This window comes from Mycobacterium sp. 852014-50255_SCH5639931 (genome assembly GCF_001665605.1).
GTDB classification, from domain to species: Bacteria; Actinomycetota; Actinomycetes; order Mycobacteriales; family Mycobacteriaceae; genus Mycobacterium; species Mycobacterium paraffinicum.
Genome location: NZ_LZSV01000024.1, coordinates 1 through 18,049, shown reverse-complemented (window position 1 = coordinate 18,049; position 18,049 = coordinate 1). Strand labels below are relative to the sequence as shown.

The 18,049-nt window shown below is 69.6% G+C and carries 18 protein-coding genes; 6 read left to right on the top strand and 12 right to left on the bottom strand.

The annotated features are described in order from the left end of the window. Positions 1–4: 4 nt before the first annotated feature. From steA to tyrS, 9 genes are all read right to left on the bottom strand, one after another. On the bottom strand, positions 5–1,186 hold the full coding sequence (gene steA, locus A5758_RS14300; RefSeq protein ID WP_067740893.1) for a putative cytokinetic ring protein SteA: 1,182 nt from the start codon (positions 1,184–1,186) through the stop codon (positions 5–7). A gap of 113 nt (positions 1,187–1,299) precedes the next feature. Next, complete coding sequence (gene recN / locus A5758_RS14295) at positions 1,300–3,057, bottom strand: DNA repair protein RecN (RefSeq protein WP_067740891.1); 1,758 nt, start codon at positions 3,055–3,057, stop codon at positions 1,300–1,302. Continuing rightward, on the bottom strand, positions 3,058–3,990 hold the full coding sequence (locus A5758_RS14290; protein ID WP_067205972.1) for an NAD kinase: 933 nt from the start codon (positions 3,988–3,990) through the stop codon (positions 3,058–3,060). Next, positions 3,987–4,790 (bottom strand): TlyA family RNA methyltransferase, encoded by an 804-nt coding sequence (locus tag A5758_RS14285; protein ID WP_067740889.1) that lies wholly within the window; start codon positions 4,788–4,790, stop codon positions 3,987–3,989. The genes A5758_RS14290 and A5758_RS14285 overlap by 4 nt, the downstream gene beginning before the upstream one ends. A gap of 8 nt (positions 4,791–4,798) precedes the next feature. Continuing rightward, positions 4,799–4,981, bottom strand: coding sequence for a hypothetical protein (locus A5758_RS14280; RefSeq protein ID WP_067740887.1), 183 nt, complete (start codon positions 4,979–4,981; stop codon positions 4,799–4,801). A gap of 23 nt (positions 4,982–5,004) precedes the next feature. Further along, on the bottom strand, positions 5,005–6,015 hold the full coding sequence (locus A5758_RS14275) for an HAD-IIA family hydrolase (protein ID WP_067740885.1): 1,011 nt from the start codon (positions 6,013–6,015) through the stop codon (positions 5,005–5,007). Position 6,016: 1 nt separating this feature from the next. Next, on the bottom strand, positions 6,017–6,799 hold the full coding sequence (locus A5758_RS14270; protein ID WP_082939693.1) for a tetratricopeptide repeat protein: 783 nt from the start codon (positions 6,797–6,799) through the stop codon (positions 6,017–6,019). Positions 6,800–6,827: 28 nt separating this feature from the next. Next, positions 6,828–7,202, bottom strand: a complete 375-nt coding sequence (locus A5758_RS14265) for a DUF732 domain-containing protein (RefSeq protein WP_231987317.1) — start codon at positions 7,200–7,202, stop codon at positions 6,828–6,830. A 76-nt stretch (positions 7,203–7,278) separates the two neighbouring features. Beyond that, positions 7,279–8,550, bottom strand: a complete 1,272-nt coding sequence (tyrS, locus tag A5758_RS14260) for a tyrosine--tRNA ligase (protein WP_067740883.1) — start codon at positions 8,548–8,550, stop codon at positions 7,279–7,281. Between the two features lie 77 nt (positions 8,551–8,627). Between tyrS and A5758_RS14255 the strand changes: the two genes are divergently transcribed. Then, positions 8,628–9,569, top strand: a complete 942-nt coding sequence (locus A5758_RS14255) for a bile acid:sodium symporter family protein (RefSeq protein WP_369816443.1) — start codon at positions 8,628–8,630, stop codon at positions 9,567–9,569. Between the two features lie 62 nt (positions 9,570–9,631). Here A5758_RS14255 and A5758_RS14250 read toward each other — a convergent pair whose 3' ends face one another. Beyond that, a complete protein-coding gene (locus tag A5758_RS14250; RefSeq protein WP_067740879.1) occupies positions 9,632–10,243 on the bottom strand; it encodes a DNA-3-methyladenine glycosylase in 612 nt (203 codons plus the stop codon). Between the two features lie 71 nt (positions 10,244–10,314). Between A5758_RS14250 and A5758_RS14245 the strand changes: the two genes are divergently transcribed. From A5758_RS14245 to A5758_RS14230, 4 genes are read left to right on the top strand one after another with little or no spacing between them, the layout of a single operon-like run. Further along, on the top strand, positions 10,315–11,592 hold the full coding sequence (locus tag A5758_RS14245; protein ID WP_067205949.1) for an ammonium transporter: 1,278 nt from the start codon (positions 10,315–10,317) through the stop codon (positions 11,590–11,592). A 39-nt stretch (positions 11,593–11,631) separates the two neighbouring features. Further along, complete coding sequence (locus A5758_RS14240; protein WP_067740877.1) at positions 11,632–12,387, top strand: ABC transporter ATP-binding protein; 756 nt, start codon at positions 11,632–11,634, stop codon at positions 12,385–12,387. After that, a complete protein-coding gene (locus A5758_RS14235; protein WP_197503944.1) occupies positions 12,321–13,139 on the top strand; it encodes an ABC transporter permease in 819 nt (272 codons plus the stop codon). Before A5758_RS14240 ends, A5758_RS14235 begins: the two co-directional genes overlap by 67 nt. Before the next feature lie 55 nt (positions 13,140–13,194). Beyond that, a complete protein-coding gene (locus tag A5758_RS14230) occupies positions 13,195–13,818 on the top strand; it encodes a TetR/AcrR family transcriptional regulator (RefSeq protein ID WP_067740873.1) in 624 nt (207 codons plus the stop codon). Here A5758_RS14230 and A5758_RS14225 read toward each other — a convergent pair. Continuing rightward, the gene (locus A5758_RS14225) at positions 13,784–13,999 is read right to left on the bottom strand and encodes a Trm112 family protein (RefSeq protein ID WP_067741279.1); all 216 of its coding nucleotides are present in this window, start codon (positions 13,997–13,999) and stop codon (positions 13,784–13,786) included. The genes A5758_RS14230 and A5758_RS14225 overlap by 35 nt on opposite strands. Next, complete coding sequence (locus A5758_RS14220) at positions 13,992–16,979, bottom strand: acyl-CoA synthetase (RefSeq protein WP_067740870.1); 2,988 nt, start codon at positions 16,977–16,979, stop codon at positions 13,992–13,994. Before A5758_RS14220 ends, A5758_RS14225 begins: the two co-directional genes overlap by 8 nt. 347 nt (positions 16,980–17,326) lie before the next feature. Between A5758_RS14220 and A5758_RS14215 the strand changes: the two genes are divergently transcribed. After that, entirely contained in the window at positions 17,327–18,007 is a 681-nt protein-coding gene (locus A5758_RS14215) for an MspA family porin (RefSeq protein ID WP_197503819.1), read from the top strand. Positions 18,008–18,049 lie beyond the last annotated feature (42 nt).

Genomic DNA, 18,049 nt, shown 5'->3' with positions numbered 1-18,049 from the left:
CGCCCTAGCTCACCAAGTGCTGAACCCAGAGGGAGAAGTGGTTCCAGTAGTCGGTGACCCAGTGCAGCACCACGCCGTCGGTGCGGGACACCCAGAGGGCGACGATGACCGCGATCAGCATCGTCAGCGCGAGCAGCGCGATGGCGCCCGCCGAGATGTGGTTGCGGTACAGGGTGGCCACGGCCCTGGCGTCCACCACCTTCTCCCCCACCCGAAGCCTGGTCAGGAACGTCGAGGGGTTGCTGTGCGCACGCGTCCGGTCGAAGAACGTCTCGATGTTGGCGGTGTGGCCGGCGGTCACGAGCAGCGCGGCGCCGTGGTGATCGGCCAGCAGCAGGGCCAGGTCGATCGCCGAACCCGCGGCCGGGAAGGTCATCGCCCCGACGCCGAGGTCCTGGATGCGCTCCAGGCCCGGCGCGTGGCCGTCGGCGTCGGCGGGCAGGACGACCTGGGCGCCGCACTTGAGGGCGTCGGTACTGATCTGGTCGGGGTCGCCGACGATGACCTGGGGGCGATAACCCGCCTTGCGCAAGACGTCCGCGCCGCTGCCCACGCCGAAGAGCACCGGCTGGTACTCCTTGATGAACGGCTTGAGGGACTTCAGATCCTCCTCGGCGCCGGGCTCGTCGGCGACGATCACCACGTGCCGGCGGCGCACGTCGACGTCGATGTCGGGAATGCCGATGCCGTCGATCAACAGCGGGCTTTCGCTCTTGATGAACTCGATTGTGTTGCCCGCGAACGCCTCCAGGTGGGCGGACAGGCCGCTCTTGGCCTCCCGCATCAGGTCGGCGATGTCATGGTCGGTGCGCTCGGTGCCGCGGACCAGCCTGCGGTCACCGGAGTACACCCCGCCTTCGTGCAGCCTGATCTTGGCGCCGTCCTTCACCTTCTTGAAGATGTCCGGCCCGGTCTCGTCGATCAGGGTGACCCCGTTGTTGACCAGCACCTCCGGTCCCATGTTGGGATAGCGGCCCGAGACCGACGGCGAGGCGTTGACAACCGCGGCGATATCGGCCTCCACCAGGGCGTCCGCCGTGATGCGGTCCAAATCCAGGACGTCGAGCACCACGATGTCGCCGGGGCACACCCTGCGCAGCAATCGGTCGATATTCCGGTCCACCCGGGCGGTACCGACAAGGCCCGGCCGGGTGGTGTTACGGGTTAGCAGGCCTGACATCTTCATGGGGGCGATTCTGTCGGTGATGCAAGGGGCACGCGTGGAGGCGCGCCGTAACATCAGCCTCAGAAGTTATCTAGAGTCCCATTAGTCACATCTGTATTAAGTGTTCCCGACGGTTAGATCTCATCTTTCTGTGCCGCATCGAGAAGTTCGCGGGCGTGCGCACGGCCGCTGTCGGACTCGCCCAACCCGGCCATCATCCGCGCCAGCTCGGCGACCCGCTCGTCGCCGGCCACCCGCCGCACCACGCTGGTCCCCTTGGGCCCGGCGCTGTGCACCACCAGGTGCACGTCGGCGTACGCCGCGACCTGCGGCAGATGCGTGACCACGATGACCTGATGGGTGCGCGCCAGCCGCGCCAACCGCCGCCCGATCTGCACCGCGGCCCGGCCGCCGACGCCGGCGTCGACCTCGTCGAACACCATGGTGGTGCCCGCCGCCGAAGCGGCCAGCACGACCTCTAATGCCAGCATCACCCGGGACAGCTCGCCGCCGGAGGCGCTCTTGGCCAGCGGCAACTGGTCCATCCCGCGGTGCGCCGCGAAACCGAACTCAACCTGATCGACGCCGTCGGCACCGGCCCGGGCCAGCTCGCCCGACGGCAGCACGAGCGCGGCCGGGTCGTCCTTGTCGGCGGCCACATCATTGCTGACGTCGATTGTGAATTGCGCGTCGGCCATCGCCAGCCCGGCCAGCTCGGCGGTGATCTCCTTGGCGAGCCGCTTGGCGGCTTTGCGCCGGATGCCGCTGAGATCGACTGCGGCTTGGGCTAACTCACGCGCGAGCTCGTCGACCCGCGCGGCCAGCGCCGTCAGACCTTCCTCGGAGACGTCGAGCTGGGCCAGTCGTTGGCGCGACTCCTCGGCCCAGCGGAGCACCCCGTCGACGTCCGCGGCGTACTTGCGGGTGAGCGTGCGCAGTTCGGCCTGCCGAGCCAGCTTGGCTTCCAGCGCGCTGGCGTCGACCGGCAGCTCGTCCAAGAAGCCGCTGAGTTCGCCGGCCGCGTCGGCGACCACCGTGAGCGCCTCACCGACCTGCCCGGCCAGCGCCCGCAGCTTCGCGTCATCGGTCGATTCCAGGGCGGCCCGGGCCCGCCCCAGGCTGTCGGCGGCGCTGTGGCCGGAGGCCTCCGCGTCGTCGGGCGCCCCGGAGAGCGCCGCGTGCGCGGTGATCGCGGCCTCGCGCAACGTGTCCAGTTCGGAGAGCCGCACGATGTCGGCGACCAGCGCATCGTCCTCGCCCGGCTGCGGGTCGACGGTGTCAATCTCGTTGAGCGCGAAGTTGAGTCGGTCTGACTCGAGGGCGAGCTCGCGCATGCGGTTTCGGCGGTCGACCAGGTCATGCCGCGCGGTGAGCCACTCGTCGCGCAGTTTGCGGTAGCGCTCGAGCGCCGGGCCGGCTTTCGCGAACCGGTCCAGCGCGCCGCGTTGCTCCTCGGGCCGCATCAGCCGCAGCTGGTCGTTCTGCCCGTGCAGCGTGAGCAACTCGGCGGTGAAGTCGCCCAGCGACTTGGCGGGCACGCTGCGACCGCCGAGATAGGCCCGCGAAGGCCCCTCGCGGCTGACCGAGCGCAACGCGATAACGCTGCCGTCCTCGTCGCGCTCCGCTCCCGACGCGTCCAGCATCTCGTCCAGCTGCGCGACCGCGGCGTCCTCGAGATCCGTTGTGACGAATCGGCCTTCGACGACCGCGCGGTCGGCTCCCGACCGCACTCGGGTCGCGTCGGCGCGGGCGCCGCCGAGCAGGTGCAGCCCGGTCACCACCATCGTCTTGCCGGTGCCGGTCTCGCCGGTCAGCACCGTCAGGCCCCGGTCGAACTCCCCGACCGCCGCGCTGATGGCGCCCAGCGAGTCGATGCGGATTTCAGTCAGCATCTACTTTCCACGCCACCCGGTGACCGGCAAGCGGAACTTGCGCACCAACCGGTCGGTGAACGGCGCGCTGTCCAGTCGCGCCCATTTCACCGGCGTGTCGCAACGCCTTACCTCGATCCGGCTGCCGGCCGGGATCAGCATTTCGCGGCGGCCGTCGCAGAACACCAGGGCGTCGTGACCATCCGCCTCGATCTCGATCGCGATCGTGGCGTCGGGGCTGGTGACCATCGGCCGGCCGAACAACGCGTGAGCGTTGTTGGGCACCACCAAGATTGCCTCCAGGTCCGGCCATAACACCGGGCCACCCGCGGAGAACGCGTAGGCGGTTGACCCGGTGGGCGTCGACACCAGCACTCCGTCGCACCCGAACGCCGACACCGGCCGGCCGTCGATCTCGACGACCACCCCCAATACGCCCAGTCGCGGGCCCTTCTCCAGGCTGACTTCGTTGAGCGCCCATCCGCGCTCGATTTCGCGGCCGCCCGCCCGCACGACCACGTCCAGCGTCAGGCGGTTCTCGACCCGGTAGTCCTTGGCGACAACGTGATCCAGCACATTGTCGATGGCCTCCGCCTCGGCCTCGGCCAGAAAACCGATTCGGCCCAGGTTGACGCCCAGCACGGGGATCCCGGCGTTGCGGGCCAGTTCGGCCGCGCGCAGGAACGTGCCGTCCCCACCGAGTACCAGCACCAGTTCGCAGCCTTCGGCGGCCTGCGGGTCCGCGTCGACCACCTGTATTTCGACACCCATCGCCCGGATGTCGTCGGGAGCCACCTGCAGCGAACCGCGGTCGACCGCCTCGGCGGACAGGACGCGAAGCCCGATATCGTTGTCCCCCAATACTTTCTGCACACGGGCCGCCGTGTCAGTGGCTTCTTCGCGGCCGGTGTGGACCACCAGCAGCACGGTGCGATGCTCGGGCGTCGGATTCACTGCGGCCCCTCACTCACGGCGCGCTGCACCGCCGCCACCAACTCGTCATCCGCCAATCCCGTCTGGCCGCGCAGCCACAGAAAGTATTCGACATTGCCCGAGGGCCCGGGCAGCGGGCTTGCGGTGACCCCGACGGGGTGCCAGCCCAGTTGGGCGGCGCGCCGTGCCACCGCCAGCACGGCATCGGCACGCAGGGCGGGGTCGTGCACCACCCCGCCGGCGCCCACCTGGCCCCGGCCCACCTCAAACTGCGGCTTCACCATGGGAACGATATCCGCAGTGGGGGAAGCACATCCAGCCAGCGCGGGCAACACGGTGGCCAGCGAAATGAACGACAGGTCGGCCACAATCAGGTCGACCGGCCCGCCGATCGCCTCGAGGGACAGGTCACGGGCGTTGGTTCGCTCGACGACGACGACCCGCGGGTCGCAGCGCAGCGACCACGCCAGCTGCCCGTATCCGACATCCACCGCGACCACCTCGGCGGCTCCACGATCCAGCAGGACCTCGGTGAACCCACCCGTCGACGCCCCCGCGTCCAGGCAGCGGCGGCCCGCCACCGGAATTCCGAAGGTGTCCAGGGCGCCGATCAGCTTGTGCGCACCGCGGGAGACCCAGCCCCGTTCGCCGTCGTCGGCGACGGTCAGGGCCGCGGTGACGGCGACGGCCGTACCGGGCTTGCGGGCCGGCAGGCCGTCGATGCTGACCCGTCCGGCGCCGATCAACTCGGCCGCCTGCTGGCGCGATCGCGCGAGTCCGCGCCGAACCAGCTCGGCGTCGACGCGGGCGCGGCGAGACATGCGCGCACTCAGCCCTTCTCCGCCGACTCCAGCGCGGCAAGCAGCACGTCGTGCGCCTCGGAAAGGCGGCGGGCTATTTCTTCGAGCTCCGTGAGCGACGGGCCCTCTGGGCTTTCCGGGGCCCCGCGCTCGGGCAGCCGGGCCAGCAGGGCGTCGATTTCGGCGCGAATCTGTTCAGGATCGGTAGTCATTGCGCTCTTACGCTAGTCATCCGTCAGTCGCTGCGCACCAAAGACCAGCGTTGCAACGCGGTGCGGGCCCGGTCGTCGGCGGCCTCGATGCAGATCGGCCGTCCGTCCGACGACGCACCCCAGACCGCGCTGGCGACCGCCCGCACGATCGAGAGCCCGTCGCCGTGGTCGGGCCCGTCGCCGCTGACGGTGACCGCCCGCCCGTCGACGTCGACGCGCCAGCCCGGCTGGGGCCCGACCGCGAGCTGCTCGCCGTCCTGGTGCAGGGCGCGCAAGTCGTGGCCGATGTAGGTGGGCCGGTGCACGGGATCGGCGTACACGGCGTCCCGGGCCGAACTGACGCCGGTGAGCACCATCAGGCTGGGCAGGTTGGCCGCATTGGCGCCCTCGATGTCGGTGTCCAGCCGGTCGCCGACCACCAGGGGGGCGCGAAAGTCGCCCCTGGCCGCCGCGTCGGTGAGCAACCCGGGCGCCGGCTTGCCGGCGACCTGGGGTTCGGCGCCGGTGGCCGCGCGCAGCGCGGCCACCATGGATCCGTTCCCGGGCAGTAGGCCCCGCTCGGTGGGCAGCGTCGGATCGACGTTGGCCGCCACCCACAGCGCGCCGGACCGGATGGCGAGCGCGGCCTCGGCGAGGTCCGGCCAGCCGATGGTCATCGACAGGCCCTGGACGACGGCGACCGGGTCGTCGTCATACCGGCGCACCGGTAGCAGCCCGACCGTCTTGACCTCATCGGCCAGTGCATCGGTGCCCACGATCAGCACCGGCGACCCCGCCGGCAGCCGGTCGGCCAGCAGCCGGGCCGCGCTCTGCGCGCTGGTGGCGACGTCGTCCGCGGTGGCGGTGAAACCGAGTTCGGTCAGGTGCGCCGCGACCTCGGCTGCGCTGCGAGACGCGTTGTTGGTGACGAAGAACGCGCGGCTGCGGACCTCGGCCAGCGCCTGCACGGCACCCTCGGTGGGTCGGCGACCGCGAAACAACGTCCCATCCAGGTCGAGCAGCAGGCAATCGTATTGGCGTGCAACGCTGGTCATCTCAGCCCAGCTCGCTGACCCGGTCTTCGGCGTCGGTGACGCCTTCGACGTCGGCGGCGGCCGAGCGCAGGAACCATTGCAGCGCTTCATCATTGCGGCCGAGCGCCAGGAGCGTGTCCGCGTAGGCGTAGAACAACCGCGCCGCCGTCGAGCCCCGGCGTCCGGGATCCAGTTGCGGCGTGGACAAGACGGTCAGCGCCTGCTCCAGCTGGCCGAGGTCCGCACGCGCGCCGGCCGCGACGATGCGCAGCTCGTCGGCGTCGTCGCCCTGGAGCTGGGCCGCCTCCGGTCCGCGGGCGAGTTCGATCGCCCGCTCCGGGCGGCCAAGCCCGCGTTCGCAATCCGCGATCAGGGCGAGCAGGTTGGACTTGCTGCCCATCCTGCGGGCGGCACGCAATTCGGCGAGCGCCTGGGCCCAGTCGCCGCAGTGATAGGCGGCGATGCCGACAGCCTCACGAATCGCGGCGATCCTGCTGGACCGGGCGCGCGCCGCGCGGGCGTGACTGAGCGCGGCCTCCGGGTCCTCGTCGAGCAACTCACCCGCGGCGACCAGGTGGCGCGCCACCGCGTCGGCCGTGGCGCGGTCCAAGGTGCTGAGCTCGCCCCGGATTTCGGGCGCCAGTTGCCGGGCCTCCACGCCCGGCGGTATGGGCGGCCCGGGTTCCGGCGTGCGGTGGCCGTCGGGCTGCTGCGGCTGGGCCGGTCGCGCTCGGCCCGGGCCCGACCAGTTGCCGGACGGGCGCGGGCGCCGTTCGCCCCGCTGCCGCTGCCTGTCGTCGACCACGCAGCCGAGGATACGGGGGCTCGCCCGGCTAGTACGCCGTGAGCCGGTTCTGCAGCAGCGGCGCTATCACCGCCGGGCAGTAGTTGGCGACGGCGACGATGGTGAACAGGCCGGCCGACTCGTAGCCCAGCCCACTGCGCTCGGACATTTCGGCGGCGACCGAGTCGAAGGACTGGCCCGGCGTGACGATCATCGGGCAGACCGACTGGCCCAGCGCCAGGGCGCCGGCCGGGTGCGGGTAGGTGATGCCGGCGTTGGTCAGGGCCATCAGGAACGCGTTGCCCCGCATGTCGGCGCTGACGGGCGCGGCCAGCTGGGCTGCCAGGGCCGCCACGCAGGCGGCCAGGATCAGCACGCGCAGCAGGGACCGTTCCACACGCCGGGAAGCCGTCATCGTGACCACCCTGGCCTGTGCGGGTCACAACCGCAACACGGTGCGGTAAAGGTTTGCGCAGTAACGCGTTTTGCGGGTGCGGTTTCTAGACCTTTTCGATCCCGGCGACGGTGCGCTTGCCGCGGCGCAGCACCAGCCACCGGCCGTGCAGGAAGTCCGAGGGCTGCGGCGCCCACTCCTCGCTGTCGATCCGGATGTTGTTGACCGACACCCCGCCCTCGCCGATGGTGCGCCGGGCCGCCTTCCTGCTCTCGGACAGGCCGCTGGCCACCAGCAGGTCGACGATCCCGTCGGGGCCGCCGGGCTTGAGCTCGGCGACCGAGGCCTCGCGCAATGCCGCCGACAGCGTCGCCTCGTCCAGTCGGTCCAGCTCGCCCTGCCCGAACAGCGCCCGGCTGGCGTGCTCGACCGCCTCGGTGGCCGCCTCGCCGTGCACCAGCACGGTCAGTTCCCGGGCCAGCCGGCGCTGGGCCGCGCGCTGCTGGGGGCGCTCTTGGGTGGCCTGTTCCAGTTCGGCCAGCTCGTCGGCCGACAGGAAGGTGAACCAACGCAGGTACCGGACCACGTCGGCGTCGGCGGTGTTGAAGAAGTACTGGTACCAGGCGTAGGGGGTGGTCATCGCCGGGTCCAGCCACAGGCTGCCGCCGCCGGTGGACTTGCCGAACTTGGTGCCGTCGGCCGCGGTCACCAGCGGGACGGTGAGCGCGTGCACCGTCGCGCCCAGCTTCTGGCGGACCAGCCGCACGCCGGCGATGATGTTGCCCCACTGGTCGGAGCCGCCGATCTGCAGCGCGCAGCCGTACCGGCGGTGCAGTTCGACGTAGTCGTTGGCCTGCAACAGCATGTAGCTGAACTCCGTGTAGGAGATGCCCTCGCCCTCCAGCCGCCGCCGGACGGTGTCGCGATCCAGCATGACGTTGACCGAGAAATGCTTGCCGAGGTCACGCAGGAACTCGATGGCCGACAGCGGGGCCGTCCAGTCCAGGTTGTTGACGACGACCGCGCCCGTCGGCGATTCGTCGAAGTCGACGAATCGCTCCAGCTGCCCGCGGATGCGCTCGGTCCAGTCGGCGACGACATCCGCCTCGTTGAGGGTGCGCTCCCCGACGTCGCGCGGGTCACCGATCATGCCGGTGGCACCGCCGGCGAGCACGATCGGACGGTGGCCGGCGCGCTGGAAACGCCGCAGGGCCAGCAGCGGCACCAGGTGCCCCGCGTGCAGGCTGGCCGCGGTCGGGTCGAAGCCGGCGTACACCGTCAACGGCCCGCGCTGCGCCTCGGCGGCCAACGCGTCGAGGTCGGTGGACTGCGCGATCAGCCCACGCCAGTCCAGCTCGTCAAGGATCCCGGAAGACATCGCCGCCGACTTTAGTCGGTCCCGCGGCCACGATTCGCTCCCGCGCTGCTCGATAAGGCAAGCTAACGGCGCGGCGCATCGTCGCACCATCACCTTTCCCCTCAGCGCACCAAACAACGCGGAGCGTCATGGACAACCGATATTGGCCGTTGGTGGTCGTGATCATCATGCTCGCGCTCGGGTTGACGCTCACGGTCGACGACTTCAAGCGGGCCGCCACGCTTCGCAAACCACTGGTCGTCGCGCTCGTCTGCCAGTCGCTGCTGCTCCCGACGCTGTGCCTGGCCATCGCCCAGGCCTTCCACCTCGAGCCCCACCTGGCCGTCGGGTTGATGCTGATGGCCGCCACCCCCGGCGGGACGATGTCCAGCATCCTCAGCCACCTCTTCAACGGCGACCTGGCGCTCAACCTCACGCTGACCGCGATCAACGCCGTGCTGTCCATCGTTGCGTTGCCCGCGATTCTGGCGGTGTCGATGACGTGGTTCCTCGGCGAAGGGCGGTTTCTCCCGCTGCAGCCGGACAAGTTCTTCACGGTGATCGGCCTGGTCATCGTTCCCATCGCGATCGGGGTGGCAGTCCGCCACCGCTTCCCCGAACTGGCCCGGCGACTGCAGAAGCCGGTGCGAATCGTCGCGCTCACGCTGCTCGTCCTCGCCGTGCTCGGGGCCATCGCAGGGGGACGAACGACGCTGTGGCACAACCTCGGCCTGCTGAGCGGAGCCGTCGTGGCCTTCTGCGCGGTGAGCCTGACGGTTGGCTATCTGGCGCCGCGCCTGATGCGGCTGGCTCCGCGACAGGCCGTCGCGGTCAGCCTGGAGGTCGGTATGCACAACGCCGTGGTGGCGATGGGCGTCGCGTTGAGTCCGCAGCTACTGAACAGCGCCGAGATGGCCACGCCCGCCGCGATATACAGTGCCGTCGCGCCGCTCCTGGCCGTGGCGTTCGTGTTCCTGGCGCGGCGGGTGGATCCCGCGTTTCGCACGGTCGCCCAACCCGGCGTGCCCGCTTCGGCCTAGTCCGATGATGGCGACCCGCTACGCCCGGCTGGGATGTTGCTGCCGCGTCCGCGGCAGCGCCACTAGTCGCTGGTGCCGGGGGCGGGCGCCCGTGGGCTGCGCCGGTATGCCGACACTTCCGGGCGGCCGGGGAGCCAGAATCGCCACGGCCGGTCGGCGGCCTGGCTGACCCCGACACGCGGGCCCGACACGGGGGTCAGCGGCTCGTTGAGTTTCAGGGCCACCGGGTTGGCGGGGTCGAACAGGTCAATCCCGTTGTCGTCCATGGTGATTCCCAGGGCCGAACACAGATTGCCGGGACCGCGCGCCAGCGCGGCCGCGCGAACGAGCTCGCCGCGCCGGGTGCGGGCCGTGTCGGTGCCGTCCTCGAGGGCGGCGGCCCGCAACAGGACGGCCGCGGCGGTTCCATCCGGCCCGCAGGAAACGTTGGCGCAGACGTGGATCCCGTGGCTGCGATAGGTGTAGAGCCGGCCGGGAGGTCCGAACATCACCGCGTTACGCCCGCTGATGCCGCGATAGGAGTGGGCCGCGGCGTCCGGCCATGGACCGTCCGGAACGCCGCCGTACGCCTCGACTTCGACGATGACGGCGCTGACGCCCCGCCCGGTGAGGGTGGCGCCGAGTAGCCGATGCGCGGCCGCGACGGGGTCGACGAGCAGCTGGCTTGCGGCCACCCACCGAACCTACCGGCAGCGCTTCCATGGCAGTATCCCGGTGTCTTGGGACCTGTGAAGGAGCACGCATCATGCATCCGATCGACCCCGCCGCCACCGCGTGGCTGCTGGCCAGCACCGCGCTGGTCCTCCTGATGACGCCCGGCCTGGCGATCTTCTACGGCGGCATGGTCCGCACCACGGGCGTGCTCAACATGATCATGATGAGCTTCATCTCCATCCCGCTGGTCACGGTGGCGTGGCTGTTGCTCGGCTACACCATCGCGTTCTCCGAGGACGGGGCGAGCGGGTTCCTCGGCAATCTCAGGCATGTCGGCATGCTGGGCATCACCCCGGACACCGCGCACGGCGCGGTTCCCGAACTCCTGTACGCCACGTTCCAGGTCACGTTCGCGATCATCACGGCCGCCCTGGTCAGCGGCGCCATCGCCGACCGCGCGAAGTTCGCCGCGTGGATGGTGTTCGTTCCGGTATGGACGGTCGTCGTGTATTCGGTTGTGGCGCACTGGGTGTGGGGACCAGGCGGTTGGCTGGCCAAGTTGGGCGTGCTGGACTACGCGGGCGGACTCGTCGTCGAGATCGTGTCCGGCTGCTCGGCCCTGGCCCTGGCGCTGGTGCTGGGGCCCCGCATCGGCTTCAAGAAGGAAGCCATGCGGCCGCACAATCTGCCGCTCGTGCTGCTCGGCGTCGGTCTGCTGTGGTTCGGCTGGTTCGGGTTCAACGCCGGCTCCGCGCTGGCGGCCAACGGCACCGCAGCGGCCATCTTCCTCAACACCCTCGTCGCCGGTTGCCTCGGCATGCTCGGCTGGCTTTCGGTCGAACAGGTCCGGGACGGCCGGCCCACGACGTTCGGCGCGGCGTCCGGGGTGGTGGCGGGGCTGGTCGCCATCACGCCGTCGTGCGGGACCGTCAACACGCTCGGGGCGGCGGTCGTGGGCCTCGCGGCGGGCATCGTGTGTTCGTTCGCGATCAGCGCGAAATTCCGGTTCAACTACGACGATTCGCTGGACGTGGTCGGCGTGCACTTCGTCGGTGGGGTCGTCGGTGTGTCGTTGATCGGGCTGCTCGCCACGGCGGTCATGACGTCGGGTCCGCGGGGCCTTTTCTATGGGGGCGGCTTCACCCAGCTGGGCAAGCAGGCGCTGGCGATCGTCGTCGTCGCGCTGTATGCGTTCACGGTGTCCTTCGTGCTCGCGAAGGTGATCGACCGGGTGATGGGTTTCCGGCTCAGCGCGGAGGACGAGACCACCGGCGTGGACCTCACCCAGCATGCCGAGACCGCCTACGCCGAGGGCGTGCACGGGCACCTGCCCCAGCGCCGCCCGGGTTCGCCCGAACGCTCCCCATAGACCCTTGACAGCGCCTCGCTAGAGGACGATATTCATCATATGATGACTTCATCACGTGATGAATTAATCGCCGACCAGGCCGTCCGGATCGATCACCTGCGGGTGATACGTGGCAAGCGCCCCGCCCTGCACGATCTCTCGGTGCAAATCGGGCGCGGCAGCATCACCGGCCTGCTCGGCCCGTCCGGCTGCGGCAAGACGACGCTGATGCGGTGCATCGTCGGCACCCAGATCGTCACCGCGGGAACCGTCACCGTGCTCGGCCATCCGGCCGGGTCGGCCTTGCTGCACCGACGGGTCGGATACCTGCCGCAGGACCCGACCATCTACAACGACCTGCGAGTCGTCGACAACGTTCGCTACTTCGCCTCGCTGTACGGTTTCGACCGCCAGGCCGCCGATGCCGCGATCGAGCGGGTCGGGCTGGATGATCACCGAACCGCCTTCTGCGGCAACCTTTCCGGCGGCCAGCGCACCCGGGTATCGCTGGCGTGCGCGCTGGTTTGCCAGCCCGACCTGCTGGTGCTCGACGAGCCCACGGTGGGCTTGGATCCCGTACTGCGCGCGGATCTCTGGGACCAGTTCACCGACCTTGCCCGCACCGGCACCACGCTGCTGGTGTCCAGCCACGTCATGGACGAAGCCGACCACTGCGGCGACCTAATGCTGATGCGCGACGGTCACCTGCTCGCGCATACCACCCCGGACCGACTACGAGGGGACACCGGATGCACGTCACTGGAGGACGCGTTTCTGTCCATCATCAAGCGCAACACCATGCGCGAAGCCGGTTAGGGCTCAAGGGGTTCACGGCGACCACGACGCGGATCCTGCGGCAGCTGGCGGCCGACCACCGCAGCGTGGCGATGATCCTGTTCGTGCCGGTCTTGGTTATCACGTTGATGTATTACATGTTTCAGAACGCGCCGCACCGGCCCGGCACGCCGGCGCCGTTCAACAACGCCTGCCTGATCCTGCTCGGCCTTTTCCCGCTGTTCGTGATGTTCATCATCACGGCGATCACGATGCAACGCGAACGGGCGTCGGGGACGCTGGAGCGCATCCTGACCACTCCCCTGCGCCGGTTCGACCTGCTGATCGCCTATGGCAGCGCCTTCTCGGTGGCCGCTGCGGCACAGGCCATATTGGCGTGCATCGTGTCGTTTTGGCTGCTCGGCTTCGACACCGCCGGCAGCCCGGCGTGGGTGTTTGTGATCGCGATCGTCAACGCCGTACTGGGGGTAGGCCTGGGCCTGCTGTGTAGCGCCTTCGCGCGCACCGAGTTTCAGGCCGTGCAGTTCATCCCGCTGGTGATGGTGCCGCAGCTGTTGCTGGCCGGCATCATCGTGCCGCGCGCACTCATGCCGCACTGGCTGCAGTGGGTCAGCAACGTGATGCCGGCCAGCTACGCCCTGGAGGCGCTGCAGCAGGTGGGTGCGCACCCGCAGCTGACCTACATCGCGGGGCGCGACATCGTCGTCGTGCTCGGCTCCGCGCTCATCGCGCTGTGCCTGGCCGCGGCGACGCTGCGTCGGCGGACCGCGTAGTGGCGATCGCAAGCGCGGCGAAGCCGGGCGCGGCGGGCCGCCACGGAGGGTCCTAGTGGCGACCGCCAACACCGGGCGGAGGCGGCCCGGGCGGCCGGCCGGCGGCTCCGACACGCGCAACCGCATCCTGGCCAGCGCCCGAGAGTTGTTCGCCACCAACGGGATTAGCAATACATCGATCCGAGCGGTGGCGGCCGCGGCGGGTGTGGATTCGGCACTGGTGCATCACTACTTCGGCACCAAGGAGAAGCTGTTCGCCGCCGCCGTCCACATCCCGATCGACCCGATGGACATCATCGGCCCGCTGCGCGACGTGCCGATCGAGGAAGTGGGCTACCGGCTGCCGTCGATGTTGTTGCCGCTGTGGGATTCCGACCTGGGCACGGGCTTCATCGCGACGCTGCGGTCCATCCTGGCCGGCTCGGAGGTCAACCTTTTCCGCACGTTCATCGAGGACGTGATCGGGGTGGAAGTGGGTCCGCGCGTTGACAATCCGCCCGGGAGCGGACTGATCCGCGTCCAGTTCGTCGCGTCGCAACTCGTCGGCGTGGTGATGGCGCGCTACATCCTGCGATTGGAGCCGTTCGCGTCGCTACCGGCCGAGCAGGTCGCGCAAACCATCGCGCCGAACCTGCAGCGCTACCTCACCGGGGATCTGCCGGACGGCCTTGTGTCATAAGCCGGGCGTGTTCGTCCTCGTCGACGTCGCGGGCCTCGTCGATGAGCAGCACCGGGATGCCGCCCTCGATGCGGTAGGCGCGCCGCAGCCGCGGGTTGTACAGCAACTCGTCGTCCACGAGCAGCAGCGGTCCCCGGTCGGCCGGGCACACCAGGATTTCCAGCAGCGAGTCGTCAACCATCGGAGCGCCCACTCAGCTCGGCCCGCACGCTCGGGGTCAGCTTCCGGAAGAAGTTGCCGTCGGCGTCGAAGTACCACACCTGGCGCCCTGCCTTGGGAATTCCCGCCGCGCGCAGGGCGCTGACGGTCGGACGATAGGTCGCGCTCAATGTCATCTCCGGACACACTTGGACGATGTCGGGACCCACGCCGAGGGGGATCTTGGCCACGGCGTCGGTCAGGTCGGCCGCGGTGATGCTGGCCCCCGGAAGCAGCGTAACCGCCGCGACCGCCACCTCCCGGTCGCCCACCGGCACGTTGTAGGTCACCGCGAGGTCGACGCCGTTGATGCACCCCAACGCGTCGGTGACCCGCTCGGGATACACCAGGCCGCGCGCGGTGTGGACCACCGAACCGCGCCTGCCCGCCAACCAGTAATCGCCGTCGTCGTCGCGGTAGAACAGGTACTCGGTCGAGATCCAGGTGTCGCCGGCGGCGAAGACTCCCCGTTTGACCGAGGCCGTGGGATCGATCGGGCCGTTGGAGGCGGCGAGCAGCACCCCGACCTGTTTCGGCTCGGCGATCTGGACGAAGCCACGGTCGTTCTCCAGGATCAGGTCCTGCTCGGCGTCGTAGGCGGCCAACTCGATGCGCCCGGCGCCCGGCAGCGGGCGGCCCTTGCTGCCGACCTTGGCGCCGGACACGTTGGCCAGCACCGCTTGTCCGTCGGTGGTGGCGAAGAACTCGACGACATGGGCGGGCGCAAACGCGTCGACGACCCGCTCCCACAGTCCGGTCGGCATGCCGGACCCGATGAACAGCCGCACCGGGTGGTTGCCGTGCAGCACGAACGCGGGATCGTCGACGATCTCGCGGAGCATGGCCCAGGTGTAGGACACCACCGTGACGCCGTACTGCCGCACCTCTTGAATGAACCGGTCGCGGTCCAGGCCGCGGGACAGCGCGATGCGCGTTCCGCCGACCACCGCGCCGCCAAGGCTCACCAGCAGCGCCGACTCGTGGTGCAGCGGGGTCAAGCAGTACACAGTGTCCCGGCGGTCCAGGGCGGCCGTCGAGGCGGTCCCGAACGCCGACACCGCCCACCGGTAGTTGGTGATCTGCTTGGCGACCAGCTCGCCGCCGGCCGTGCTGAACGCGATGAACGCCAGGTCCCGCGCCAGCCCCGGGTTGGGCCGGTACCAGCCCGGCAGCTCGACGGCGTCCGGGTCGATCCGTTCCATGTCGATGACGTCGCTGTCGTCGGGCAGGTGCAGGTCCCGCGACTCACCGCCGCCGAGCACCAGCACCTGCCGCAGCCCATCGCGGCCCGACGCCAGCACCGCCTCCAGGTTGGTGGGGTCGGTCAGCAGCTCGGTCACTCCCCCGAGCCGGACCGACGCCGCCAGGTCGGCGTCCGGCCGCATGACGACGGCGACCGCGCCCAGCCGGGACAGCGCGGCGATGGCGACCAGCGCGCTGGGCCGCGTCTCCATCAGCACGCCGACCCGGTCGCCCTGCCGCACCCCGACCTCGATCAGGCCGCGGACGACATTGTTGATGCGCCGGTTGACGCCCTCGTAGGTGTGCACGCGCCCGTCGAACAGCAGGAACTCGCCCTGCGGGGCGTCGTGCGCCTGTTCGTCGATGATGCGGCCCAGCGAGATTCGGGTGTGGTCGTTGATCTGTCCCAGCCGGACCAGCCGGGGTAGCGTGCGTGCCGTTTCGACGGCCAGGGTGCGCATCGACTTGTTGGCCGCGACCACCGTGTTGGCCGCGCCCCGCACCATGCTCACCGCCGCCTCGGAGACCTCCCCGATGCCGTGCACGAGCCGGGAGCTCAGGGCGACGCCGCTGTCCGTGTGCTCCTCGGGCTGGTCGGCCATCAGGTCGATGCCGTGCGGCTTGTCCCCGCCGGTGGAGAGCCATTGCACCCATTCGGCGACGGTCGGCCAGCTCTGCTGCGCCGCCTTAGAGCCGACGACCAAGCCGAAATGCCCTGTGCGGATGGTGCTTTCGTAGACCTCGGCGTCCGGGGCCGCCCGCCGGATGCCGCGCACCGAGGCCGGCTGCCCGATGTCGTCGACCTCGCCGACGAAGGCCAGCACCGGGCAGGTGATGTCGGTGAGCGTGACCATCTGCCCGTTGACGGCGAAGCCGCCGGTCATCATCCGGTTGTGGGCGATGAATTGTTTGAGCAGTTCGGAGATCGCCGGACCGGACCAGGCGATCCAGCCTTCGCGCTCGAGGAACCGGCGCTGCTGTTCGCGCGGCAGTAGCGCCTCGCGGTCGTGCAACTGGCGTACGAAGTCCACCCGGGCCTTGGCGGTCTTGAGCGGGTCGAGCATCTGAAAGCCGGTGCGCGCCATCCAGCTGGGGATGTCCAGCCGGCTGAAGACGTGGTCGGCCATGAAGTTGGCGGCCGGCGCGGCGAAGTTCGCCGGGATGCCCATCGGCAGGGCGGCCAGAGTGTCCACCGGCGAACCGAAGGTGACGATGCTGGCCAGGCTTTTCGAACGCCGGTACGCGGCGACCTGGTAGCACCACATGCCACCCTGGGAATACCCGACGAGATGGATGTCGCTTCCGGTGACATCCCTGACGGTGTCGATCGCCTGGCTGAGCGCGACGATGTGGTCGGCCAGGGTGCGGCGCATGCCGCCTTCGACCTTGTCGGGTTCGCCGAAGTCGATGACCCAGGGATCCAGCCCGTTGGCGTGCAGGATGCCGACCGCGCCGTCCTCGCGCGTGACGTCCCACATGTCCGCCGACATCATCATCGGGTGCACCATCAGCACCGGCGGGCCGACCCGCGGCTTGTCTGGCCGGCTGTCGGGCGGGAAATAGCGTCGGAGCTTGTACATCGGTACGCTCTCGACGATCTGGGACGGCGACGGCACGGTGCCGGTTTCCAAGCCCCCCAGTCGCAAGACCTCGATCCCGTTCTGCGCCGTAGCTATCAGGCGCTCGACCGGTCGCGTGACAATCGACAAGTTGAGATCCACGGCCGCTCCCTAATGTCTTGACAGCTCCGACATCATGGCACACCCGCGGTCTCGGTGGTCCTGGCCAGGCGATTTACCCGGGGGCGGCCGCCGCGTCGGCCGCGTCCCGTGTGATCGCGACTCGCCCCGCTAAGGCTTGCCCATCGGCCCGCGGTGGCAGGACACGGTCCGAATCCGCCCGGGGCCGCTGCCGGCCGGCAACGAAGTTCGTGCGGCATTGCAACCCAAACTTCCGCGGCCATATCCCATAACGGTTACGAACGCACAACGACTTTGGCGAGTCGACCGGCAAATTTCGCCAGCGGAATCGGGCCGTACATACGGTGTCGCATGTGTGGCCGATAGCCGTGGTCGTTCGTCGCGCTGCGATGGTCGCGTTGTGCGTCGTCATGTCAGCGGTGACGGCGCCTCCAACGGCCGCCGACCCCGACGCCGAAAACGCCGCCGCGGTGACGCCTGACGACGGGCGGGTGCCCTCGTCCGAACCGGTGACCTACACAACGCCCGAAGGCTGGACCCTGACCCTCGGGGCGAGGGACGAGTCGCAAGTTCCCATAGCGCCGTTAACCACCGCGGTCTCGTCTCGCGAATACCTCGCGCGCGGAACGTTCGCCGCCTCACTGGACGGGCTCGAACAGCCTCGCGGCGTCCTCGAGGTGGGTTACGAGATCGGCTGTGGAATCGACATGAGCACGTCCAACGGCGTCACCCTCGGGGGCAACGCCGGCGTAACCCCGGGCTTGGGCTTGGCGGGCGTGTTTGCCGGTACGCCGACGCCGGTGCCGTTGATCACCACCCCGATGGGCGGCTTGATCACCGTGGGCCTCAAGCCCGGTGTCGTAGTCGAAGTGCCGGTGGCCAAGAAAGAGTTCAAGGGCCCCAATCCGCGGGTCATCGTCACCGGATTCCACGTCAAAATCGATGGATGCGTGGGGCAGTCGTTCATCCGGTCCTACGCGACGCTGACCCAAGTGACCGACGAATCCGACGTGGTGCTGTCCTACGTCGGCGTCACCAAATCCGTCTGAACCAATCAGAAGGTGTCTCTTATACACATCTGACGCTGCCGA

Excerpts from the sequence above, each read along its gene's own strand:
- steA (WP_067740893.1), bottom strand. The coding sequence starts at position 1,186 with ATGAAGATGTCAGGCCTGCTAACCCGTAACACCACCCGGCCGGGCCTT.
- recN (WP_067740891.1), bottom strand. The coding sequence starts at position 3,057 with ATGCTGACTGAAATCCGCATCGACTCGCTGGGCGCCATCAGCGCGGCG.
- A5758_RS14285 (WP_067740889.1), bottom strand. The coding sequence starts at position 4,790 with ATGTCTCGCCGCGCCCGCGTCGACGCCGAGCTGGTTCGGCGCGGACTC.
- A5758_RS14280 (WP_067740887.1), bottom strand. The coding sequence starts at position 4,981 with ATGACTACCGATCCTGAACAGATTCGCGCCGAAATCGACGCCCTGCTG.
- A5758_RS14275 (WP_067740885.1), bottom strand. The coding sequence starts at position 6,015 with ATGACCAGCGTTGCACGCCAATACGATTGCCTGCTGCTCGACCTGGAT.
- tyrS (WP_067740883.1), bottom strand. The coding sequence starts at position 8,550 with ATGTCTTCCGGGATCCTTGACGAGCTGGACTGGCGTGGGCTGATCGCG.
- A5758_RS14245 (WP_067205949.1), top strand. The coding sequence starts at position 10,315 with ATGCATCCGATCGACCCCGCCGCCACCGCGTGGCTGCTGGCCAGCACC.
- A5758_RS14240 (WP_067740877.1), top strand. The coding sequence starts at position 11,632 with ATGATGACTTCATCACGTGATGAATTAATCGCCGACCAGGCCGTCCGG.
- A5758_RS14235 (WP_197503944.1), top strand. The coding sequence starts at position 12,321 with ATGCACGTCACTGGAGGACGCGTTTCTGTCCATCATCAAGCGCAACAC.
- A5758_RS14225 (WP_067741279.1), bottom strand. The coding sequence starts at position 13,999 with ATGGTTGACGACTCGCTGCTGGAAATCCTGGTGTGCCCGGCCGACCGG.